This is a genomic window from Alicyclobacillus acidocaldarius subsp. acidocaldarius Tc-4-1 (genome assembly GCF_000219875.1).
Classification (GTDB): domain Bacteria; phylum Bacillota; class Bacilli; order Alicyclobacillales; family Alicyclobacillaceae; genus Alicyclobacillus; species Alicyclobacillus acidocaldarius_A.
This window is the reverse complement of record NC_017167.1, coordinates 1,748,837-1,770,814: the sequence shown is the minus strand read 5'-3', so window position 1 is coordinate 1,770,814 and position 21,978 is coordinate 1,748,837. Positions and strand designations below refer to the sequence as shown.

Annotated in this window: 21 protein-coding genes and 3 pseudogenes; 17 read left to right on the top strand and 7 right to left on the bottom strand. The window is 55.1% G+C overall.

The features are described from left to right. Window positions 1-750 precede the first annotated feature (750 nt). The 11 genes and pseudogenes from TC41_RS08460 to TC41_RS16430 all read left to right on the top strand — a co-directional run bounded on the left by TC41_RS08460 (window position 751) and on the right by TC41_RS16430 (window position 11,278). Window positions 751-1,580, top strand: a pseudogene (locus tag TC41_RS08460) (3-hydroxyacyl-CoA dehydrogenase family protein). Continuing rightward, window positions 1,577-2,353, top strand: a complete 777-nt coding sequence (locus tag TC41_RS08455; protein ID WP_014464611.1) for an enoyl-CoA hydratase/isomerase family protein — start codon at window positions 1,577-1,579, stop codon at window positions 2,351-2,353. The pseudogene TC41_RS08460 and the gene TC41_RS08455 overlap by 4 nt, the downstream one beginning before the upstream one ends. Window positions 2,354-2,416: 63 nt before the next feature. Next, window positions 2,417-3,597: pseudogene (locus TC41_RS08450) on the top strand (thiolase family protein). Then, window positions 3,572-5,233, top strand: a complete 1,662-nt coding sequence (locus TC41_RS08445; protein ID WP_049784350.1) for a class I adenylate-forming enzyme family protein — start codon at window positions 3,572-3,574, stop codon at window positions 5,231-5,233. The pseudogene TC41_RS08450 and the gene TC41_RS08445 overlap by 26 nt, the downstream one beginning before the upstream one ends. 236 nt (window positions 5,234-5,469) lie before the next feature. Continuing rightward, entirely contained in the window at window positions 5,470-6,741 is a 1,272-nt protein-coding gene (locus TC41_RS08440) for an MFS transporter (RefSeq protein ID WP_041695231.1), read from the top strand. A 23-nt stretch (window positions 6,742-6,764) separates the two neighbouring features. Further along, window positions 6,765-7,163: an acyl-CoA thioesterase gene (locus TC41_RS08435; RefSeq protein WP_041695787.1), complete on the top strand. Its 399-nt coding sequence runs from the start codon at window positions 6,765-6,767 to the stop codon at window positions 7,161-7,163. 16 nt (window positions 7,164-7,179) lie between these two features. Continuing rightward, a complete protein-coding gene (locus tag TC41_RS08430) occupies window positions 7,180-8,271 on the top strand; it encodes a cupin domain-containing protein (RefSeq protein WP_014464606.1) in 1,092 nt (363 codons plus the stop codon). Window positions 8,272-8,293: 22 nt separating this feature from the next. Further along, a complete protein-coding gene (locus TC41_RS08425; RefSeq protein ID WP_014464605.1) occupies window positions 8,294-9,223 on the top strand; it encodes a fumarylacetoacetate hydrolase family protein in 930 nt (309 codons plus the stop codon). Window positions 9,224-9,255: 32 nt separating this feature from the next. Further along, window positions 9,256-9,741 (top strand): DinB family protein, encoded by a 486-nt coding sequence (locus TC41_RS08420; RefSeq protein WP_014464604.1) that lies wholly within the window; start codon window positions 9,256-9,258, stop codon window positions 9,739-9,741. A gap of 31 nt (window positions 9,742-9,772) precedes the next feature. After that, window positions 9,773-11,002, top strand: coding sequence for an FAD-dependent monooxygenase (locus TC41_RS08415; RefSeq protein WP_014464603.1), 1,230 nt, complete (start codon window positions 9,773-9,775; stop codon window positions 11,000-11,002). Window positions 11,003-11,023: 21 nt separating this feature from the next. Continuing rightward, the gene (locus TC41_RS16430; protein ID WP_014464602.1) at window positions 11,024-11,278 is read left to right on the top strand and encodes a hypothetical protein; all 255 of its coding nucleotides are present in this window, start codon (window positions 11,024-11,026) and stop codon (window positions 11,276-11,278) included. 360 nt (window positions 11,279-11,638) lie between these two features. On the opposite strand, the pseudogene TC41_RS15830 reads toward TC41_RS16430, so the two are convergent. The 3 genes and pseudogenes from TC41_RS15830 to TC41_RS16265 form a co-directional block, all read right to left on the bottom strand. Then, window positions 11,639-12,041, bottom strand: a pseudogene (locus TC41_RS15830) (transposase); the annotation flags it as partial. Between the two features lie 89 nt (window positions 12,042-12,130). Further along, window positions 12,131-13,789, bottom strand: a complete 1,659-nt coding sequence (locus TC41_RS08405) for an IS1634 family transposase (protein WP_445595382.1) — start codon at window positions 13,787-13,789, stop codon at window positions 12,131-12,133. 159 nt (window positions 13,790-13,948) lie between these two features. Continuing rightward, on the bottom strand, window positions 13,949-14,122 hold the full coding sequence (locus tag TC41_RS16265) for a hypothetical protein (RefSeq protein ID WP_237699876.1): 174 nt from the start codon (window positions 14,120-14,122) through the stop codon (window positions 13,949-13,951). Window positions 14,123-14,435: 313 nt separating this feature from the next. On the opposite strand from TC41_RS16265, the gene TC41_RS08400 reads away from it, so the two are divergent. The 4 genes from TC41_RS08400 (at window position 14,436) to tnpC (TC41_RS08385) (ending at window position 17,021) form a co-directional block, all read left to right on the top strand. After that, window positions 14,436-14,615: a transposase gene (locus TC41_RS08400; protein ID WP_041695229.1), complete on the top strand. Its 180-nt coding sequence runs from the start codon at window positions 14,436-14,438 to the stop codon at window positions 14,613-14,615. 57 nt (window positions 14,616-14,672) lie between these two features. Beyond that, a complete protein-coding gene (tnpA, locus tag TC41_RS08395) occupies window positions 14,673-15,017 on the top strand; it encodes an IS66 family insertion sequence element accessory protein TnpA (RefSeq protein WP_041695228.1) in 345 nt (114 codons plus the stop codon). Beyond that, window positions 15,011-15,376 carry an IS66 family insertion sequence element accessory protein TnpB gene (gene tnpB, locus TC41_RS08390; RefSeq protein WP_014464597.1) on the top strand — a complete coding sequence of 122 codons (366 nt, stop codon included), beginning with the start codon at window positions 15,011-15,013 and terminating at the stop codon, window positions 15,374-15,376. The genes tnpA (TC41_RS08395) and tnpB (TC41_RS08390) overlap by 7 nt, the downstream gene beginning before the upstream one ends. A gap of 61 nt (window positions 15,377-15,437) precedes the next feature. Beyond that, complete coding sequence (gene tnpC, locus TC41_RS08385; RefSeq protein ID WP_148260157.1) at window positions 15,438-17,021, top strand: IS66 family transposase; 1,584 nt, start codon at window positions 15,438-15,440, stop codon at window positions 17,019-17,021. A gap of 264 nt (window positions 17,022-17,285) precedes the next feature. On the opposite strand, the gene tnpC (TC41_RS08380) is transcribed toward tnpC (TC41_RS08385), so the two are convergent. The 4 genes from tnpC (TC41_RS08380) to TC41_RS17275 are packed head-to-tail and all read right to left on the bottom strand — an operon-like array spanning window position 17,286 to window position 19,806. Beyond that, window positions 17,286-18,911 (bottom strand): IS66 family transposase, encoded by a 1,626-nt coding sequence (gene tnpC / locus TC41_RS08380; RefSeq protein ID WP_014463046.1) that lies wholly within the window; start codon window positions 18,909-18,911, stop codon window positions 17,286-17,288. Window positions 18,912-18,956: 45 nt separating this feature from the next. Then, window positions 18,957-19,319: an IS66 family insertion sequence element accessory protein TnpB gene (gene tnpB, locus TC41_RS08375; RefSeq protein ID WP_014463047.1), complete on the bottom strand. Its 363-nt coding sequence runs from the start codon at window positions 19,317-19,319 to the stop codon at window positions 18,957-18,959. Next, the gene (gene tnpA / locus TC41_RS15825) at window positions 19,313-19,645 is read right to left on the bottom strand and encodes an IS66 family insertion sequence element accessory protein TnpA (RefSeq protein ID WP_148260084.1); all 333 of its coding nucleotides are present in this window, start codon (window positions 19,643-19,645) and stop codon (window positions 19,313-19,315) included. The genes tnpB (TC41_RS08375) and tnpA (TC41_RS15825) overlap by 7 nt, the downstream gene beginning before the upstream one ends. Further along, a complete protein-coding gene (locus TC41_RS17275) occupies window positions 19,534-19,806 on the bottom strand; it encodes a glycerophosphodiester phosphodiesterase family protein (RefSeq protein WP_374952870.1) in 273 nt (90 codons plus the stop codon). The genes tnpA (TC41_RS15825) and TC41_RS17275 overlap by 112 nt, the downstream gene beginning before the upstream one ends. Window positions 19,807-20,084: 278 nt before the next feature. Here TC41_RS17275 and TC41_RS17270 point away from each other — a divergent pair, with 278 nt between their 5' ends. Beyond that, a complete protein-coding gene (locus tag TC41_RS17270) occupies window positions 20,085-20,414 on the top strand; it encodes a DUF6788 family protein (protein WP_374952861.1) in 330 nt (109 codons plus the stop codon). Window positions 20,415-20,419: 5 nt separating this feature from the next. Then, window positions 20,420-21,853 carry an IS1182 family transposase gene (locus TC41_RS08360; protein ID WP_014464593.1) on the top strand — a complete coding sequence of 478 codons (1,434 nt, stop codon included), beginning with the start codon at window positions 20,420-20,422 and terminating at the stop codon, window positions 21,851-21,853. Window positions 21,854-21,978 lie beyond the last annotated feature (125 nt).

The following is a 21,978-nucleotide window of genomic DNA, read 5'->3' as shown; positions in this document are numbered from 1 at the left end:
TCTTACATTCTCGATTCGCTGCGTCCACTGTTTTAACCTAACACCACCCACCACTCCCACATCCTGCTGTTTGAAGGCGAATCCTATCGATTCCGAGAGAGCCAAAGACGAGCGGCAACCCAGTTGTGACGAGGTTGTCATGCCTTCGCCAGGCACCAGACCCACTACGCCAGGGTGGTCAACTTTTCAATTAGCAAAGTGGTCAACTTTTTCGCTTGACAAACACACAAGCGGCTCCTAAACGCTTGTGCACTGGCCAAACCTCTCTACGACAATACACCAGCCTAAGTGGGGGCTCGTCCCTACTAACTTATGAGTCTTGATATTTATGTTGGGGATTTTACAACCGATGTTGACAGCGTGCATGTACGTGGCATCGAGAAAGTCACCGTACATGCGTACATCCACGCGATTGTGCTCTTGGCATCTACTCTGATGACTCGAACGAGCACTACCGAAGGGGCGTGATCTATCCACACAGCAGAAAAGGATTTTTGTGGAATAAGTTATCTTTCACGAGAAGTGTGCGTCGTTTTCGCTCGCAATGGAATCCGTCATTCTGCAAAAGGCTCAAACATATTGTGCCGGGACTTCAATCCGCATATCTGAGGATTTTGCTGTGCAGTGTCCATTTGATTCGCGTATTTCGAATGTCGGTTTTCGGGCCTATCATAGTGTTCAGAGAACATGAACGCGAGGTGATTCTATGTGGAAGAGATAAGATTATTAGGAATAGTTGGTTCTGGGAGCATGGGAGCAGGAATTGCGCATGTCGCTGCACAGCAAGGATTCGAAGTTATCGTCGTTGATAATGTTAAAGAGGCACTAGAAAAGGGGAGGAATAATATTCAATATTTGGTAAATAAAGAGATTTCTAAAGGAAAACTTTCACAAGAAGCCGCGGATTCGATGCTCTCGCGAGTTAGTTTCACGTCGCAGATAACTGAGCTGTCCCGAGTAGACTTCGTGATCGAAGCAGTTGTAGAAGATTTGGAAGTTAAACAAGAAGTTTTTGGGCAATTAGATAAGATATGTAGCCCTCAGGTCATCCTTGCAACCAATACGTCGTCGCTTTCGATCACAAGCATTGCATCGGTGACTGAAAGGCCAGACAAGGTTGTTGGGATGCATTTCTTTAATCCTCCCCAGGTTATGCGCTTGGTTGAGATTGTGCGAGGATTCAACACGAGTGACGAGACAGTCAAAGTTGCAAAAGAACTCGCGGAGAAATTCGGAAAGACAACAGTCGAGGTCAAAAAGGACACGCCAGGGTTTATTGTGAATCGCATAATGATTCCGCAATTCATCGAGGCGATTCGGCTGGTTGAAGAAGGTGTCGCAACAAAAGAGGACGTCGATACCGCAGTGAAACTTGGTTTGAATTACCCGATGGGTCCGTTTGAGTTGCAGGATTTCGCAGGAGTCGAAATCGGTCTGTATGTTATGGATGTTTTTACAATGAAACAAAGGATCCTCGGTATGCCGCTCCTCACTCGCTGCGCACGCTCGTAAGGGCGGGGCGACTCGGGCGAAAGGTTGGGAAAGGATGGTATGACTACGAGGGGGAAGGTAAGGAATGAGCTCTATCATTCAAATGACAGTTGAATCAAACTGCGCGCGAATCTCGATTCACAATCCGCCGGTTAACGCACTCAACCGTGCCGCGTTCGAAGCTCTGTACGAGTGTATCAAAGAAGCTGAAAAAGATCCGAACGTCCGTGTTGTCGTGATTGTAGGTAGTGGTAAAAAATCGTTCGTTGCAGGGATCGATGTCAAAGAAGTGGCCCAATATGACGCGCGCCAGATGGCTGAGTTCAATTGCATATCAGGTCGTGCGCTGCGAGCAATCGAGCAGTGTACAAAGCCTGTAGTGTGTGTTGTCAGTGGCATTGCATACGGTGCTGGGTTTGAACTAGCTCTTGCGTGCGATTTTCGACTTGCCGCCCAAAACGCTGTATTTGCGCTTCCCGAGCTCAGTCTCGGAATCATTCCAGGAGGGGGAGGGACTCAGCGACTCACGCGGTGTGTTGGCCCGGCGAAGGCAAAAGAAATCGTCATGCTTGGTCGCCCTTTGCCGGCCGAGGAAGCGAAAGCCCTTGGAGTCGCCTGCGATGTTGTAGAACCAGAAAAACTCGAGGAGGCGACGACAAACCTTGTGAATGAGCTCATTCAGCGACCGCTTATTGCATTGGCCGAAGCCAAACTAGCGATCGCGAATGCGCTCGACGTTCCCATCGAGGCGGGGTTGTCTCTGGAACAACGAGCTTTCATGACGGCGTTTCAAAGTCGAGACGGTCAGGAGGGCATTCGGGCTTTTGTTGAAAAGCGCAAACCTGTCTTCTCGAATGTATGAATTTATGAAGCTTTTGGTGATGAATTTTATCTCTTCATAAAATAAATCAAGGGGGGATGGATCATGGCCAAAGAATATTACTTGGTTGGAGCTGCGAGAACGCCATTTGGGAAGTTTAACGGTTCGCTCAAAGACGTCTCAGCTGTAGATTTGGCCGTGATCGCATCGAAGGCCGCGCTAGATCGTGCTCGAGTTCCGGTTGAAGAAGTAGACAATGTTGTCTTTGGAAATGTTCATCAATCGAGCGATAAAGAAGGTATCCTGATGGCTCGCCATGTCGGTTTGAAGACGGGAACGCGCATTGAGTGCCCTGCCCTCACTGTAAACCGCGTGTGTGGCTCCGGGATGCAGGCTGTCGTGTCGGCTGCGCTATCCATCGCGTATGGGGAGTCTGAGGTCGCTTTAGTCGGCGGAGCCGAGAACATGAGTCAAGTTCCGTTCGCCATTCGGGGTGCTCGCACGGGGCTTGGTCTCGGGCAAGGCAAGTTAGAAGACATGCTGTGGGAAGCGCTGATGGATTCGTTCTGCGGCTATACGATGGCCGGAACTGCTGAGAACGTTGGCCGCAAATACGGACTGAGGCGTGAAGAAGTCGACGAATTCGCTGCACTGAGTCATACGAGAGCGCTTCACGCGATCGAAGCGGGGTACTTCGACGAAGAGATCGTGCCGGTGGAAGTGCAGGCGCCCAAGCAGTCGTTTGTCGTCAAAACGGACGAAATTCCGCGTCCCACGACACTGGAGACCTTGGCCAAGTTGCCTCCGAGGTTTATTGAAAACGGCTTGGTGACGGCTGGAAATGCGAGCGCGCTGAGCGACGGAGCCGCGGCAGGTGTCCTCGTGTCGGGCGACTATGCTGAGCGGCACAACCTAAATCCCATCGGCAGGCTGGTGTCGTGGGCCGTGGTCGGCGTCGAACCCAGCCTCATGGGCTTAGGCCCTGTGGCGGCGATCCGGGCTGCTTTCGAGCGGGCAGGGATGACGCTTGGCCAAATGGACCTCATCGAGATCAACGAAGCGTTCGCCGCTCAATTTCTGGGGTGTCAGCGCGAGTTGGGGTTTGATATCAGCATAGCGAATGTCAATGGGGGGCCATTGCCTTAGGGCATCCGCTCGGCGCGAGTGGCATGCGGCTTATCCTGACGATGCTCACGGAGTTGAAGCGCCGAGGAAAGAAGTATGGAGTGGCTTCACTGTGTATTGGGGGAGGTCAGGGCATTGCTACCGTTTGGGAAGCCATATGAGGAGCGCGTGCTATCGTCCGACCAGACAGAACAGACCCTGTTTGACGGCTTAATCGCCGCCCGCAACCGAAACCCTTATAAAACGGCTTTGGTGCAGGTGGAAAGGGGCATTCGCCTGTCCTACGAAAACCTTTACGAGCAAGTGACGGCACTGGCGTCTGGGTTGTCGCAGTTGGGGCTGAAGAAAGGAGATCGCGTAGTCGTATGCATGCCCAATTGGCCCGAATTCGTCATTTCCCTTTATGCCATGTCAATGTTGGGTCTCATTCTTGTTCCTGCCAATCCGCGGTTGCGCAGACATGAAATCGAATTCATTGTCCAGAACTCAGGGGCCAAGGCAGCCTTGGTCGCACACAGCGATACGAAGGATGCTCTCTCCCATTACGAGCTGTTCCTTGAGTGCCAAGCCCATGTCCCGGGGTTAGAGCACGTCGTGGCGGTGTCCCCCGGTGACCGAAGCGCGCTCGAAAAGGGCGTGTCATTTGCCCACCTCCTTGAAATGGGACGGAAACACAGGATTGCTTCAGCGATAAACGTGAAACCTGCGGACGTCGCGGCCATCGTGTATACATCTGGGACTACAGGTGTTCCGAAAGGGGCGATGTTAACCCACCAAAGCTTGCTGTTCTCAGCGAACAGAATGAACGCAGCTCTGGAGAACAGCGACAGGGACGTCGTGCTCGTCGTGGTCCCCGCTTGTCATATCTTCGGGCTCTCGGTCACCCTGATGGGCGTGCTGATGGGTTCAACGGTCGTCTTCATGGAGCAGTTTCATCCGGAAGACGTGTTCAAAGTCGTCGAACGGGAGAAAGTGACGGTCCACCACGGCGTGTCGACGATGTTCGTCCTCGAGCTCAATCATCCGAACCGAAAGCATTATGACCTGTCATCACTTCGCACGGGGATCGTCGCGGCAGCGCCTTGTCCCTACGAGATCGTCCAACGCATACGCTCGGAACTCGGCCTCAACCCGATTTTGTCCTATGGCATGACCGAGTGCTCGCCCGCGCTCACAGCGACGCACTTTGAGAACGAGCCGTGGGTGTACGCGACGGTGGGTAGGCCGTTGCCGGGCGTCGCATTAGCAGTCGTCGATGAAAACGGAAATTTCTTGCCGCCGGATCACGTCGGCGAGCTCGTCGCCAACTCCCCTGGCCTAATGTTGGGCTACTATAACAACGAGGAAGCGACCAAGGCCGCAATCGACGAGCGGGGATGGTTTCACACAGGGGATTTGGCGTCTATCAATGAGGCAGGTTACGTGACCATTGTGGGACGCATCAAAGAGATGATCAACCGCGGTGGATTAAAAATCTACCCCAAGGAAGTGGAGGAGCTCCTTTATCAACTGCCTGCAGTGCAAGAGGCGGCGGTGGTAGGCGTTCCTGATCCGGTCCTAGGCGAGCGTTCGTGCGCTTGCGTCACGCTCAAGCCGGGTCACACGTTGACCGAGGAAGAGATTCGGGAATATTGCCGCCAGAATCTAGCCGACTTCAAGGTGCCAGATTTCATTGAGATCCTAGATGAAATGCCATTAAATAGCAGCGGAAAGATTTATAAGCTCGAATTGGCCAAGCAAATGCGTGAAAAGCATCCCCCGGTGTATTACGGGCGCGTTGAAAACTCGACTCAGTGAATCCGTTTTCACTAAATCATCCAACTCTTTTGCCGATAATCTCAGCTAGTTTGGTGTACGAGGAGGCGATGTAAGACGAAAGCGAGTTCCTTCGCCTAAACGACATTTTTCTTCTGTTTGGTGATGGAGTCAAACGGGACGAATGGGGCGTGAGCTTGGTGAAATGGAGTTGTACCGCAGTGGTGTAAAATGCTCACGATTACACCGTTTCTATGTAAAATTTGGAGGGATGAGTCGTGGAATCCAGGGACCGCTTTCGGTGGCGGACTTATGAGAATTTCATTGTCGTTATCATGTTTTTCACCTACGGTCTCGTCATGATGGATCGGCTAAGCATCACCTACTTGTTCCCCTTTATTGCGCCCACACTTAAATTGAATGAAGCCCAGATAGGTATGTCGGTATCCATCCTGTCCATCTGCTGGGCCATTTCTAGTTGGTTGTTTTCAAGTTGGTCCGATCTTATCAACGCAAAAAAACGGTTTCTGGTTATTGCTATCCTCATCTTCTCGCTTGCATCCTTCTCGACAGGATTGGCCACGACGTTTGGGCTTTTGCTGTTCGCGCGAGGTCTTATGGGGGCTGCAGAAGGCCCAGTGGTGACGATCGCGCAGACGTCCGTCGTCGCAGAATCGACGCCGCATCGCATGGGATTCAACATTGGTTTTGTGCAAAGTTCCACTGCTCTGCTGGGGACCGTTGTGGCGCCTCTGCTGGTCGTTGCCATTGCTCAACATGCGGGTTGGCATAATGCGTTTTACATCCTCACCATACCGGGTTTAATCGTCGCGTTCATCCTTATGAAGTTCATGCGCGAGCCTAAGCTCATCCATCAAAGTGAGACGGAGGCCCATGTGCGTCCAAACCCTGGTGACTACAAGGTCGTCTTCAAACACCGCAATGTGTGGTTATGCATGGTGATTTCGATCGGGTTCATGAGTTGGCTGTTCGCCTTTACAACCTTCGCGCCAACGTTTTTGACCTCGATCGACAAATTCTCTCCGTCTCAGGCGTCGTTGATCATGAGTGCCATGGGGCTTGGGAGTTTTGTCTGGGGACTTATCGGACCGTACTTGTCAGACCGAATCGGCAGGAAGCCTGTGATTATTTCCTTTGGTCTCGCTGCGACCATCCCGCCGATTCTGATTGCGCTGCTACACGTCAACGTGGGTACGTTCATGATCCTAGCGCTACTGTCGGCCCTGGCACAGGGATATGCGCCAATCTTCTTATCAGTCATCCCGGGTGAGTCGGTGCCGCGTGCGTTTGTCGCGACCGCCATGTCGCTTATCATCCTTGTGGGTGAATTATGCGGTGGCACGATTGTCCCCACGGTTGCAGGCGCCTTGGCGGACGCAGTGAGTCCAACGGCCCCGCTTTGGATGGCTGCTGCAGGCTCGTTCTTAGTGTTCTTGGTTTCCTTCGGACTGAAAGAGACTGCGCCAGTGATTCTGAAGAGGCGAGGAATCGCTGTCGAAATGGAGACGGTCCGAGTTATTCACCAGTAAGGAGGACGTGCGTTGTGCATGAAATGAGGATGCGCGTTCAGTGGGGGGAAACGGATGCCGCGGGCATCGTGTTCTATCCAAACTATTTCAGATGGTTTGATACGGCGACACACGAATACTTTCGCATGATTGGTCTGTCGATTCGGGAGTTACAAAAAAAGGGGGTGATTACGCCTATCCTTAGTGCTTCTTGTGAGTTTGAGAATCCGCTTTACTACGATGACGAGATTGTCATCACTTCTGAGATCACAGAAGTGCGTAACAAAACCATTCGGATCGACCACACAGTGCGGCGCGCCGGCATCGTTACGGGGCGAGGACATGAGTGGCGTGGTTGGGTGGTGGAGCAAGGTGGCAAGCTGCAGGCGATTCCGATACCCGATGACGTGCTAGAAAGGCTTCGGTCGGCTCGCGTTTCATAAGTCCTCTTCTGGGGGGATGGATATGCAATCGTTGGACGAACGTTTTCGTGTTTACTATGAACGGCTTAAGGAGAAACACTTGGGTCCTTTGTGGAATTCGATTGGAAGCATCATGACGAAGGAGCCGAAACCTAAATCGATCCCCTATTTATGGAAGTGGAAAGACGTTGCTCCCTTTGTTAAAGAAGCGGGAGAACTTGTGACATTGGACCGCGGTGGGGAACGCCGGGTCGTGTTCTTTAGGAATCCCGGCGTTGCTGACCTGGAGCCGTGGGGCTGGGGGGCTGCAACTGACACGTTGTACGCTGGGATCCAGTTACTTCTGCCCGGGGAAAAGGCGCCGTCTCATAGGCATAATCAATCGGCGATTCGATTTATCATCCAAGGGTCTGGTGCGTTCACCATCGTCGAAGGTGAGCGAATCGCGATGGAGGCAGGGGATTTTCTAATTACGCCCGCAGGGCTTTGGCACGATCACGTGCATGAGGGCGACGAGCCGATGATCTGGCTAGATTGTCTTGATATACCCCTTCTCTACAAATTGGGCGTAATGTTTTTTGAAAATTTTCCTGAATTCAATCAGCCTGTAACGTTTCCAGACAACTACGCTCTTCTAAGGTATTCTGCTCCTGGACTTCGTCCGATTCAAGACCGTAACAACCTCGTAGCGCCACAGACAGTATTCAAGTGGTCATTCACAAAGCAAGCTCTGGAACGGTTGGGCCAATTAGAACCCGATCCTTACGATGCGTATGCGATGGAATACATTAACCCTGTCACGGGGGAGGCGGCTGGCCAAACAATCGGTGCAATGATGCAAATGCTTCCTCCTGGACATCACACGCGTGCACACCGGCATGTACACAGCGCTATTTACCATGTCTTTGAAGGCAGTGGTTACACCGTCATCGAGGGAGTTCGGTTTGCTTGGGAGAAAGGAGATACCTTTGTAATCCCGAACTGGGCGTGGCATGAGCACGTCAACACGGGATCGCGAAGTGCCTATCTGTTTTCTACCAATGACCGCCCCGTCATGGAACGACTGAGACTTGAGCGGTGGGAGGAATATCCGAACGGCCATCAAGTTGTCACGGCCGAGTTCCAATAAGGAATAGAACGGAGAGATCGTTGTGCGCATTGTGACATTTCATGCAAACGGCGACGTGCGACTAGGATTGGAACTAGGGGACGTGTTTATCGATGCCAACCGGGCGTGCGCCTGCATGTTAAAAATGCAAGGGGATCCTGCCCCAGAACGATTGGCAAACGCGTTGCTCCCTTCAGATCCACTCTCCTTTTTGCAAGCGGGGGCGCGTGCGATGGACGAAGCTCGAAGGGTACTCGCTTTTGTAACAAACCACAGGGAAGAGTTGAAAGATTGCTTGGTACCAGCTTCATCGGTTAAACGACTTGCGCCTGTCCCGCGCCCGGGAAAAATCATCTGCGTAGGTCGAAACTACTATGACCATGTCTCTGAGATGAAGCGTGATCTGCCACGAATCCCTGTAATTTTCGCAAAGCTACAAAACACTGTGTGTGCGCACGGAGATGTGATTCCATTTCCGCGAGTCTCGGACCAGCTAGACTACGAGGCGGAATTGGCCGTGATCATTGGGAAACGTGGCCGAGACATTTCGCAAGAGAAAGCATTGGAATATATAGCGGGTTATACCGCATATAACGACATCACGGTGCGGGACTGGCAACAAAGGACGTCCCAATGGTTGCAGGGAAAGTCGTTTGATAAGACGGGGCCGATGGGGCCAGCATTGGTGACGGTTGAGGACATTCCGGATCCGCAGAACTTATCGATCCGGTTGTGGCTCAATGGCGAACTCCGGCAAGACGACACCACACGAAACATGATCTTTAGTGTTGCCCAATTAATCTCCTTTATCTCACAGGTGATGACGCTCGAACCTGGAGATGTAATTGCGACTGGTACTCCTGGGGGCGTTGGTGTAGCGATGGATCCCAAGGGGTTTATGAAAGTCGGGGATGTGGTACGCGTGGAAATCGAACGAATTGGAGTTCTGGAAAATTGCATCGGTGAAGCGTGAGAGTATGTGCTGCAAAAAGGGGGACTGTCTCGTTGGAAAGCGTTGCGTTCATTCGAAATCGCGTCCTTCAGTTGCACGAAGAGCTGGAAAGAGCAGTGGAAGATATCAGTTCAGAGGCATTGCACTGGAAACCGAGTGAAAACGCCTGGTCGGTCGCGCAAGTGCTTGCCCACGTGTCTGAGTTCGAGCATTTCTTCAGCAGTGACGTGTTGAATTTGAAAGCAAACCCTGGTGCCCGTTTCGGGCGCACTGTAGACCATCCGGAACGGCTCCGAGCTGTCGCGCTCTCGAGGGACGAGGCGTTGGAAGATCTGCTTGAGGGCGTCCGACGCGGAAAGCAGGAAGTGTTGTCGATGTTAGGCGCACTGCGAGATGACGATCTGGAGATCGAAGGTGACAACCCTAAGTTCGGAAGGCGAACGATAGCGTGGGTGATTGATCACTTCATTATAGAGCACCTTGAGAAACATATAGGGCAAATTCGGCGTACGTACGCAGCCTTCTGTAACAACAATTGATGTTTAAGGTGCAAGACAGGGGGGGATTATCGTGACATACTTTGGGGAAGACCGCTCCAAACCCGTGTTGGTTGTAGGCGCAGGGCCGGTGGGATTGACCGCGGCTCTGGCTTTGCGCCGGTATAACATTCCCGTCGTTGTCTTAGAAGCAGAGCCGCAAGGGCGATTACGCCCTGGAAGCCGTGCGATCTTTATTCACCGTGCCACGTTGCAACTGTTGGAAGCCGTGTACACAGGGCTCGGGTTTACGTTGGCGAGGCACGGCCTTGTGTGGCCCGTTAAACGGACCTTTTTCCGAGGAAGGGAAGTGTACGTGAGGCGGTATCCTCCGGTCGATCCAAGTCAACTGCCTCCGTTCACCAGCCTGCCTCAGGTCGAGATCGAGCGTTACCTGTATGAGGCTTGCCTGCAAGCTGGGGTCGAATTCGCCTGGTCTCAGCGCGTGGAGGATGTTGAGGTCAAGGCGGATGGCGTGCGGCTCTCTGCGTCTTCGGGAGTCACGTGGGAGGCACCCTACGTCGTGGCGGCGGACGGCGCCCGTTCCGACGTGCGCCGAGCGGTCGGCATTCGCATGGAGGGATCACGCTCGGCGAATGCGTTTGTCGTTGTCGACGTGCAAGAGGATTTAGATCATCCGCTGCCTCTGGAGCGTGTGTTTCACTATCAGCATCCGGCTGTAGATGGCCGAAATGTGCTCTTCGTTCCATTTTCCGGAGGGTGGCGGATCGACCTCCAACTATTCGAGGATGACAATGAAGAAGCGTTTAGCGGAGTAGATGGCGTGCGGTCATGGTTGCCGCGAGTCATGGATAAAAAATATGCTGATAGAATTACTTGGGTATCAACGTATCAGTTCCTACAAGTAGTCGCAGCGTCATTTACGGACGAGGTACGCAGGGTTTTACTCGTAGGAGAAGCTGCCCATTTGTTCGCTCCCTTTGGAGCTCGAGGCTTGAATTCCGGCGTTGCAGACGCTGTTTCTGCAGCGAGGGCGATTGCTCGTGCACTTGAAACCGCATCGGCAAGCGAAGCGCGACGGGCGGTGGAGGAATTCGCCGAAGAAAGGCGCCGTGCGGCGCTGTACAACCGAAACGCGGCTGGGATCGCGTTGGAGCACTTACAGGGCACGTCCATAGGGATGCGGATGAAACGTTACGCGGGGGCCGTCCTTTCGCCGATTTGGCAAGAGTTCGGAAGGTGGCTCGATGAAGGACCCTATGGTCCGAAATCTGGACCGCCGGGGTTGGACACGAAGTATTGAAGAACGCGGAGGTGATTGCGTGTGAATTTGCCGCCTTTCATCGAGTTTTTCTCCAAGTTGCGTCCAGATCACATTGAAAAAGTGTACGACGGCTTGTCGTTCTACATCGCGCCGCAGCCGTCCGACGGGCCGGTCGACGTCGAGACAGCGAATCAGCTTCGGGCTGTGGTCTGCGACAGTGTGGCGGTGATAGCACTCTACCTGCTTGGTGAATATCACGAGTGGCTGGCTGGTCAACTTTCCGCATCCAATCCGTGTCAAACGACAAAAGAATGACAGAACGATCACTCATGCGAAAACCTAACCTTATTATCCCTCCATTCTTCGCAGCCATTGGAGGGGTGAATGGCCGAAGGACAGAGGGGAGGAGCGAAGCGGCTTCCCCTCTTCGGGCCTGTGGAGTGGTGGGCAACCCGCAGGGTTGTCCATCCAATCCACAGGCCATCTCACTCGGAGGAAGCGGTGGCTCTGGCTTCATCGGCAACCTTCTGCGAGAGCTCTGAAAAAGTGGGGAATTTCGCGGGATCAGGGGAGCCAATCAGAAATCCGTGTGGTCGGATACCTGTGGTTGAAGGCTGAATGAGTGGGGCTGGTTCGTATTTCCGTCGATTTGTTCCGTTGACCATCCTTAGCACATTACGAAGCAGGGACGGGTTTCGATGCTCGACCCTGGATCAGGTTGACGATCCGTTTCACGTTCACAACCAAAAAACGTGAGATACACTTGGATGGCTACACGCCACTTGCCGCGGTAGCGTGCGCGTCCCAGGCCATGCCATTGTTTCAACTCGCCAAATGTGCGTTCGATGGCCTTCCGGTCGTGCAATGCTCGCCGTAAACTTCGCTGGCTCTGAAGTGACTCCCGAACCCGGTCGCTGAGATACACTCGCTTCCGGGTTTCCTTCTTTCCCAGACACGCGGTTTTCAATGGGCAGTTTTGGCAATCGGTTTGCGAAAAGTAGTACAGAAACCCGCCTTTGAAAGGCGTTTTTCCGCTCGTCTCCTTCCGTCCTGGGCACACAAAGGTGTCTTTCCGAGGCCCGACTTCGACACTTGGTAGTCATACAAAGTCCCACGAACCCATGGCCGACGCGGGTTCGTGGGACCTGTGGATAACTCGCGTAGTGTCTACAGCCCTCTTGCTCGAGGTTCTACCTTCAGGATCCTCGGTGGTTCCTTGATCCTCAAGGCTCGCAGGATCTCCCGCTGCGCCTCTGTCGTCTCTGTCCGCTGCACGACAATCCCTTCCAGCGTGCTCTTCGTCACCCGGTGCATCGCTTGCATGTGAGAGCGGATGTCTGACCATGTCCGCCCAGTTTGGACCTCCGCGATGCGCACCAACAACAAGGCCAGCCAGCAAAGCAGCACATGCGACCGAATGCGCTCGTCCTTCCGGTGATACATGGGACGGATGTCCAACGTCGTCTTCAGGGTACGAAACGCTGACTCCACCATCAAAAGCTGCTTGTATCCCAGCGCCACATCGTCCACGGACAGCGTGTCATCTGAGGTGCGGATCAGGTACTTCCCGTCCAGATGAGCCGCTTGCCGCACAGCCTCCGGGTCAATCCGCAGGTTTCCCCATCGGTCCTGTTTCAGATAGCGCTTGAACGTTGGATGGCTCGCAAGCCGACAGTGGGCCTTCGTGTGCGCTTCGCCCTGAAGCTCTTTGAGGCGTTCCAACTCCATCCGAAGCTCGCGCAACATCGCCTCTCGGCGCGCCGCATCGCGTTTGGCTTCCTCGGGATTGAACGCCAACACGTAACGGACCCGGGCCTCTCCGTCTCCCACCACGACCTCCTTCACTTTCAAGTTGGGGCGAACCTCACGAAAACGTCCAGGGTGCGCCAACGCCGCTTCCACCGCTGGTTTCCCGGAGGTCATCTTCTCCCCAGCGATGTAGTGACCCCCGGCGCGTTGCAGGATCCGCAAATTGCTCTCTGAGACGAAACCTCGATCCACGACCGTGATCACGCGACCAAGCCGCCAACCGATGAGGTCCTGTTTGACCTCCTCGACCACGCTCATGTCCGCTGTGTTGCCAGGCCACGTCCAGCAGCGCACGGGGATGCCCTCCCGCGTCACCGCAAGCCCGATCACCACCTGAGGCAAATCGGGCCGATGGTCTTTGGAATACCCCTTGCGTCGCAGGCCGTCGTCAGACTCGTCCTCCGTCTCGAAGTACGTGGAGGTCGTGTCAAAGAACAGAAGGTCCACGTCCAGGTTCAAGAGATCACTCACTCGCCGGAAGACCTCGTACTGCAGGTCTTCCGCCACATCCAGGAGAAAGTCCATAGCCCGATATGCCTGCCACACGTCCAACTCGGTCATCCCAGGGAGAGCCACTTCACGGTCGACCCATTCTTCCATGGCCAGCTTGCTGCTTGGCGCCAACGCGCGATTGGCGACCATGGCGAAGATGACACGCTCGACAGCCGCCTTAAACTTCCGGTCGGCAAGCCGCTCTCGCAGGACCTCATCCAATCCAAGCTGTCGCCACAGCTCGTCTAGCAGATACGCCCCTCCCATGGGACGGCTGTCCAGCAGCGTGGTTTGGATGCCCTCCGACTGACCACGTCCGGCGGTAAACTCGTCGCCAACGAAGCGATGGATGCTCTGGGCAAGGCGCCGGAGGGCCTCGAGGTCGATTTCGTCTTCGCGGCCGAAGGTGTAGAGGACCTTGGCCTTGGGCTGGCCGGTGTTGGGATCGCGATAGTTATGGGCCAACTGCACGTAACCGGTGACAGAACCGTTCTTGTTTTTTCGGCGAATGACTCGGATATACATGCCCACATGATACGGCATGTACTACGAACTTGTAAACGACAAAATAAGTTATCCACAACCAAACGCATGCCTACAAAAATACAAATGAAAACACGGCGGATGCCTGTGGATAAGTCCGACAAGCCGCGCCGCAATAGAATCCCACATCCATCCATGAGTCTACGTGCTATGTCCAACTGTCGAAGTCGGGATCACGGCGTGGTCGTGATACAGGCGAATGATCACAGCCGGGTCATCCGGCAGTGAGGTCCAGTAGGCGCTGACCTCAATGTCCGGTACCAATAAGATTTGGCCGTCGGCCGTCGTGGTCCGTTCGATAACTTCGAACACCATGCGAACCGGTTCGGATACACCCTTGACGGGACACATCAGCGAACCGTGGTGTTAAGTCAAGTTTGTGGACACCCCAAAACCGAGAATGTTGTTCAATGTGCACGGATCGGCGTCGATATTGGCGGTCAGGGCTTGACATGGAGCCTCTGCGGGCATGACTTCGCGTTTTGTGCAGCCGAGCGACGCTCGCCCTCGTAAAGCCTGCCAGGCTATCATGCCCGCTTCTCCACATCAAGCCCTTTGATGTTAGGATCAAACTGTGGACAGGGCGAATCGAGAATGTAAAAATAAGTTGAATTCGAGGTGAGCCCTTGTGACACAGAAGTACGACAAAGAATTTAAACTGCACGCAGTAGAGTTGGCGCTCGAGAGTGACAGACCGGCGAGCGAAGTGGCTCGTGATCTCGGGATTTCCCCGAAGAGCTTGTATGGGTGGATCGCCAAGTATCGTGAGGATCCCGATCACCGTGAGCGTCAAATAGTCCGCACCTAGCGCCAGGCCCTCTCCTGCGAGACGATCCCCCCAGAGCCGTATATGGGAGGGATCCATTTGACAAAAGCAGAGTTGGAGGAACTTCGCGAGCTTTGGCGTGCCCGCGTGGCGGACTTTCGGGCCAGCGGATTGACAGGCGCAGCGTGGTGTGCTGCGCATCAGGTCAAGGAACACCAGCTGTGGTATTGGGTCGGCAAGTTTAAGGCGGACACCAACCACAGCGGCCGTCAACGTGATCATGCTGAGCCGCGTTTCATCCCGGTGCGTGTGGAGAAATCCGCGCCTGAAGTGACGGACAAGCCGCTGTCCGTGCGCGTGGGCCCTGCTGTCATCGAGGTCACGCCCGGTTACGATACTGAACTGCTGCGCGATGTGGTGCGCACCTTGGCCTCGCTATGCTGAACATCGGTGCTGGACCGGGAGAGTTGCGCGTGTACCTGGCTTGCGGCAGCACAGACATGCGCAAGTCCATCGACGGATTGGCGGCTCTGGTGCAGGAGTCGTTTCACCTGGACCCGTTTTCTCCCGCGGTGTTCGTGTTCTGTAACCGGGGGCGGGACAAACTGAAGCTGCTGTACTGGGAGCACAACGGCTTCTGGCTGTATTATCGGCGGCTGGAGCGGGGCCGGTTTCAATGGCCGGACACAAGCGACGGCAAGACCCTCGTCATCAGCCACCGGGAGCTGAACTGGCTGTTGGACGGACTGCCATGGAACCAACCGAAAGCACACCGAAGGGTTACCGCGAAAAAAGTGGTGTGAGGCCGGTAAACACAGAAGTATCTGTCAAGGGATTTCGACGACCGTGTCGAAGTCCTTTTGCATGATGAACCCAACAGCGACCCCGAACCAACTGGAAACCCTGCAGGCGCGCTGCGAAGCACAAGAGAAGGAAATCGCGGAGCTGAAAAAGCAGGTCAAGTTGCTGCTGGAACAGCTTCGTCTGGCCCGCCATCGGCAATTCGGGAAATCCAGCGAACGCATAACGGACGACCAGATACGCTTGGACCTGATATTCAACGAGGCGGAGGCGGAGGCGCAGCCAGAGGCAGAGGAACCCACCTTCGAAACGGTGACGTACCAGCGGCGCAAGAAGCAGCCAGGGCAGCGGGACGCCATGCTGGCAGACCTTCCGGTGGAGCGGATTGAATACCGTCTGCCGGAGGAAGAACGGATCTGTCCGTGCTGCGGCGAGGTCATGGACGAGGCAGGTGTCGAGATCCGTCGCGAGCTCATCCACATCCCGGCACAGACGAAGGTGCGCGAACATGTCCAGCAACAATACGCATGCCGGATGTGTGACAAGCATCGGACCGAAACGCCCATGGTCAAGGCGCAAATGCCCAAGCCCCCGATACCGGGCAGCCTGGCGTCCGCTTCGATGCTGGCGTACGTGATCGACAAGAAATACGTGGATGGCTTGCCGCTGTACCGCCTGGAGGAGCAGTTTGCCCGGCAAGGCCTGCGGTTGACCCGGCAGACCCTGGCGAACTGGGTGGTGTTGGGGACGACGCGGTGGCTCGAATGGATATACAACCGGCTGCATGAGGAGTTGCTCAAGCGCCGGTACCTCCATGCGGACGAGACGACACTGCAGGTGCTGCATGAGCCGGGGAGACCTGCCGAGGCGACATCGTACATGTGGCTGTACCGAAGCGGTCAGGATGGGCCACCGATTGTTCTGTTTGACTATCAGGAGACTCGTTCGAAGGAGCACCCGAAGCGATTTCTCAAGGGATTCAAGGGTTATCTGCACGTGGACGGGTACAGCGGGTACAACGAGATTCCGGATGTGAAGCTGGTTGGATGTTGGGCACACGCCAGACGCAAGTTTCACGAGGCGCATACCGCGCTGCCGGCAGAGGAGCGAAAGAAACCGACAGCGGCCAGGATAGGATTGGAATACTGCAACCGGTTGTTCAAGATTGAACGCGCCCTGAAAGACGCGCCGCCAGAAGAACGTCACGCAAAGCGGCAGAGATTAAGCCGACCGGTGCTGGACGAGTTTTTGACGTGGCTTCAGGAGCAGGGTGAACAGGTACTGCCCAAGAGCGCCTTGGGGCAGGCGGTTTCGTATTGCCTCAACCAATGGCCGAAGCTCACGGCGTTTCTGGAGGACGGGCATCTGGAGTTGGACAACAATCGGAGCGAACGATCGATCAAGCGGTTTGTGATTGGCCGGAAGAATTTCCTGTTCGCGAACACGCCACGGGGCGCGCGGGCGAGCGCCATCGCGTACAGCCTAGTGGAGACGGCCAAGGAGAACGGACTGGATCCATACTTGTACCTGGAATACCTGTTCGAACGGCTACCCAACATCCGAACTGACGACCCGACGATGGACGACTTGCTGCCGTGGTCGGAGCGTCTGCCAGAGCGAATCCGCAGACGGACGAAAAAAGCATAGCATGCGAAACTGCCCCGCTGGTTCCCCGGCGGGGTTGTTCGTCATGCATGAGTTTGATGCAGCCGTGGTCGGAATGCAAGGTGGGCGGGATTTGACGTTCACACCTCAAGCTGTAGTGTAAACGTCAACCGAACTACACCTTGACTCATGTGTCAGGCGTGGGGCTGAGCATCCGCCCGGCTCCGCATGGGTGCTCAAGGACTCGTCCTTCCATACGAAAGGCCCGCCGTCGCCGGCAGGGCCTTCGCTGATGAATTTGAAATTTCACCTCTTCACTCGAATCCCTTCCGGAAGCCCTTCTGACCAGGGCAACAATGCCTCGAACGCCGCTTCATCCTTGATGTCCATATTCGGCATCCGTTCAAAGAGATACGTGAGATACGCGGTCGGATTCAGTCCGTTTTCCTTCGACGTCTCCACGATGCTGTATGTCACAGCACTGGCTCGCGCTCCACGCGGCGTATTGGCAAAAAGCCAGTTCTTCCGTCCGATCACAAACGGCTTCAATGACCGCTCGCATCGGTTGTTGTCGATCTCCAAATGCCCATCTTCGACGTACCGAATCAGCTTGGGCCACTGCTTCAGGCCATAGCTCACCGCTCGTCCTAACGCGCTTTTCGGCAACACCTGCTGTTCCTGCTTTTCAAGCCATGCCAAAAACGCGTCCAGGATGGGCTTACTTTTGGCCATCCGCACACGTTGCCGCTCTTCGGCGCTTGCGTTCTTCAGCTTCTTCTCCACCGCATACAGCGCGTTGCAGAAGGACAGTCCTTCTTCCGCCGCCGTCTTGCCCTTTCGCTCCTTGGGAGGCACTGCCTTGAGGGCTTCGTCAAATTTCCGCCGCGCATGTGCCCAACATCCGACAAGGGTGACATCCGGTAAGCCCTCATATCCCGCGTATCCATCCACGTGCAGATACCCTTGAAACCCTGCCAAGAACCGCCGCGGATGGTCCGCACTTCGCGTTTCCTGGTAATCGTACAGGACAATGGGCGGTCCATTCATACTGCTGCGATATACCCACATGTACGACTGGGTCTGCGCTGCGCGCCCGGCTTCATGTAACACTTGCAGGGTCGTTTCGTCCGCATGTAGATAGCGCTGAGCCAAGAGCACTTGGCGCAATTTCGCATAGAGCGGCTCTAACCATGTCTCCGCCGCGTGCACCACCCAATTCGCCAGCGTCTGGCGGGACAGCGGATACCCGTGCCGCGCAAACTGTTGCTCTTGCCGATACAGCGGCATCCCGTCGACAAATTTCTTCGTCATCACATAGGCGACCGCTTCCGGCGTCGCGAGACTTTTCGCCTGCACCGGCTTCGGCATCGGCGCGCGCACTACGGGGGTCTCCACGTCTTGCGCTTCACAGTGCCGGCAGGCGTACACGTACCGCACGTACTCGACTTTTTTCATCTGCGCCGGGATGATTTTCACGCGCCGCGTGACCTCACGGCTCATCTCGTGAAGCTCACCCGCACATTTCGGGCAGACTCGCTCGTCATCTGACAGTCGGTATTCGACGACCTCGTCTGCTTCGCCCTGATACAGCCAGGCGTCACGCTCCCGCGCCGCACGAGGCTTCCGGCGCTTATACGTGATGGTCTCCGTCTCCACGCCTTCTGACGTCGCGTCCGTATCGCTTTCCTCGGTCTCCTCAGAAGCTGTGGCGTCCGCCTCGACTTCGGCTTCGTTGAACAGCGAGAGCTGGACGCTGTCCGACTCAGCCTGGGTCTTGCGGCGCTTTTCACTGGAAGGCCCAAACAGACGATGACGGAGCAGATGGATCTGCTCCTCCAAGTAGGCCACCTGTTGGCGCAATTGCTCCTTTTCCCGCTGAAGGGCCTCGTATTCTTGTTCGGTCATGGTGATGGTGCCGTTCTCGTGCGTCATGCCCTAAGCATTCGACAACGTGGATCCGATTCCTCCTTGTCCCGTTCAAATCGCAGAACGGGCAGGCACAGCTCGATGCGCTTTGGGCTGCTCGAGTGGAAGGCCATCCAGGAGCCAGTTCAGCTCTCGCCGTGTAATCACCATGGTCTTGGCATCGCCAGTCTCTGGCCAATCGAATCGACCGCGCTCTAAGCGCCGATAGTACAGCCAAAAGCCGTTGTGCGACCAGTGCAGGATTTTGAGTTTGTCCCGTTGCCGATTGCAGAAGACAAACAGGCATGGCGAAAACGGATCGAGTTGAAACGACGCCTGAACGAGTGCGGCAAGTCCGTCAATGGATTTGCGCATGTCCGTGGCGCCGCAGGCGAGATACACGCGGTGATCCGAAATCCAGTCGAAGGCTAGCAAACGTGCATCACGAGCCGAATGAGCTCAGCAAGTGTCGAGGCGTCGTAGCCGGGACGGACGTCAATCTCGACCGAACCAATGCGCAGGGTCAGGGGCGAACGGCTTACATCCGAAGGTGATGAGGCTGTCACGACCGATACGAACGTCGCGTCATGCGTGCCAGGTGCGGTTTCGTTTCGTAGTCGGCGAAGCCAGTACCAGAACTGATGGGGTTTCAGACCGTGCTCAGCGCAAAACTGACTGGCGGACTGGCCGCTGTCGTAGAAGGCAGCGATACGTTCACGCCAAAGTTCACGACGCTCCTGGTGAGATATGTGCTCTCGCATACAAGAACCCTCCCGATGCTTGATGAGCCCATTTTCAAGCAGCAGGAGGGCAAACACCATGTGGGTTTGGTTTGACGCTTACGATCCACCTGTTCGTCGTGAATTACCACTGGCGTATGGTCGGCACTGAGCCGTACGTCCAGTTCCAGAGCTCCACCCATCACCGCGGAAGTCATGAGGCGGCTGGGCATACCGCAGCCAAGCAAAATGATTCAACTCACCACGACAAGCTAAGGCGCCGTGACGGCGCTCAATAGTGCGAAATTGGCGACCAGCTCCATCTGACGATGGGGCTGGTCGCGTTGTAGTACAAACTCGCACCCACTAACCCGCGCCACTGCTGAGGTGCTGTCAAACTTGAGGTAAGAGAGCTCTGAAAAAGTCATTGTTCATTGGGCGATTTCACGGTATTCTTATATGTGTATAACACATCGGATTGGTGGTGATCCCTTTGTCTAAAAGAAGCATCCTCGTCCTACATCGAAATCGTCAACAGCAACACTTGCTCGCTCATCTCGATGGAGCGATCGCTGGCTCACTTGTCGAAACCTACCGCACTTGTGGCAAACCCAATTGCATCTGCCATTCCGGGCAAAAACACGGGCCGTACTACCTGCTGACGTGGTCGGAGAATGGCCGGACGCGTACCTGCCACGTCCCCGCCGACAAAGTGGATGCCGTACGCACTGGGGTTGAGCGTTTTCGCGCCGCGCGAGAGGCGCTACAGAAACTGGGCGAGTACAATCGCCGTCTGATGCTGGAGGACTGATCCTCATGCTCACGCGCTTCCCGGATTCACGTTCGCTATGGGATGACTGGTTGATTCGAAAGCTGTTGCCGGAGAATCACATTCTTCTTGCCATTGACCAACATATCGACTTTTCTTTCGTGGAAGAAGAAACCCGCGATCTGTATAGTCTCCATCATGGCCGTCCTGCCTATGCGCCTGAACAGCTCCTGCGTGTGCTGTTTCTCGCGTACTTCTACAACCTGTCAGACGTACGGGTTGCAGAGGAGCTGCGGTACAACCTGTTGTATCGTGCCTTTGCCCACTTTTCTCTGGATGACGATACCCCTGACGACTCCACCCTGGTCGTGTTCCGCCGCCGACTGGGACCTGAACGATGCGCCCGGCTATTGGACCGCATCGTGGAACAGGCCCGCCAAAAGGGGCTTCTTGAAGGGAAACGGCAGTGTGTGGATGCCACGGTGATTTCGGCGAATGCAGCCGTACAAAACCGGAAGGAGTTACTCCGTGCTGCACGGCGGCGTCTGTTCCGTGCTTGGGAGCGCATAGATGCCAAGACCGCTGCGGAGACGGCGAACCAGCTACAAGAAGAGTACACGAATGCATCCGAGCCGGACCTGGCCAAAGAGGAGAAGTTGACCCAACACTTGCTCGACGCGGTTGATGCTGCGGGCCATACGGAATTGCAGTCTTTGCGGGACACGGTGGCACAGATTCTGTCGGGGGAAGGGGGTGTGACCAACTTGATCGACCCGGACGGCAGGTGGGGATTCAAAAACAAACGGACTCCGTTTTTTGGTTACAAAGCCCACGCGTCCATGGATGCCTCTGGGATTGTCACTTCTGTTCAAATATTGAGCGGGAACGAACACGAAGGAGAGCACCTGCCAGAACTGCTTGAACAGGACGTCCGCAAAGGGCATCGGTTTACTTCGGTGGTGGCCGACAAAGGCTATGACTCGATCGGGAATCGAAACGCCATTCGCAGCCATGGCGCAAAGCCGGAGATTCCTTCACGAAACGCCGGTGTCCTGGCGAAGACACGATTCCGTTATCGGCCTCGGAAAGACACCTTTGTGTGCCCAGGACGGAAGGAGACGAGCGGAAAAACGCCTTTCAAAGGCGGGTTTCTGTACTACTTTTCGCAAACCGATTGCCAAAACTGCCCATTGAAAACCGCGTGTCTGGGAAAGAAGGAAACCCGGAAGCGAGTGTATCTCAGCGACCGGGTTCGGGAGTCACTTCAGAGCCAGCGAAGTTTACGGCGAGCATTGCACGACCGGAAGGCCATCGAACGCACATTTGGCGAGTTGAAACAATGGCATGGCCTGGGACGCGCACGCTACCGCGGCAAGTGGCGTGTAGCCATCCAAGTGTATCTCACGTTTTTGGTTGTGAACGTGAAACGGATCGTCAACCTGATCCAGGGTCGAGCATCGAAACCCGTCCCTGCTTCGTAATGTGCTAAGGATGGTCAACGGAACAAATCGACGGAAATACGAACCAGCCCCACTCATTCAGCCTTCAACCACAGGTATCCGACCACACGGATTTCTGATTGGCTCCCCTGATCCCGCGAAATTCC

What these genes read in the sequence shown, in the direction of transcription:
- TC41_RS08455 (WP_014464611.1), top strand. Translation starts at nt 1,577, where the DNA reads ATGAGCTCTATCATTCAAATGACAGTTGAATCAAACTGCGCGCGAATC.
- TC41_RS08435 (WP_041695787.1), top strand. Translation starts at nt 6,765, where the DNA reads ATGAGGATGCGCGTTCAGTGGGGGGAAACGGATGCCGCGGGCATCGTG.
- TC41_RS08430 (WP_014464606.1), top strand. Translation starts at nt 7,180, where the DNA reads ATGGATATGCAATCGTTGGACGAACGTTTTCGTGTTTACTATGAACGG.
- TC41_RS08405 (WP_445595382.1), bottom strand. Translation starts at nt 13,789, where the DNA reads ATGTATATCCGAGTCATTCGCCGAAAAAACAAGAACGGTTCTGTCACC.
- TC41_RS16265 (WP_237699876.1), bottom strand. Translation starts at nt 14,122, where the DNA reads ATGGTGTTCGAAGTTATCGAACGGACCACGACGGCCGACGGCCAAATC.
- tnpB (WP_014464597.1), top strand. Translation starts at nt 15,011, where the DNA reads ATGCTGAACATCGGTGCTGGACCGGGAGAGTTGCGCGTGTACCTGGCT.
- tnpC (WP_148260157.1), top strand. Translation starts at nt 15,438, where the DNA reads ATGATGAACCCAACAGCGACCCCGAACCAACTGGAAACCCTGCAGGCG.
- tnpC (WP_014463046.1), bottom strand. Translation starts at nt 18,911, where the DNA reads ATGACGCACGAGAACGGCACCATCACCATGACCGAACAAGAATACGAG.
- tnpA (WP_148260084.1), bottom strand. Translation starts at nt 19,645, where the DNA reads ATGCGAGAGCACATATCTCACCAGGAGCGTCGTGAACTTTGGCGTGAA.
- TC41_RS17275 (WP_374952870.1), bottom strand. Translation starts at nt 19,806, where the DNA reads ATGGGTGGAGCTCTGGAACTGGACGTACGGCTCAGTGCCGACCATACG.
- TC41_RS08360 (WP_014464593.1), top strand. Translation starts at nt 20,420, where the DNA reads ATGCTCACGCGCTTCCCGGATTCACGTTCGCTATGGGATGACTGGTTG.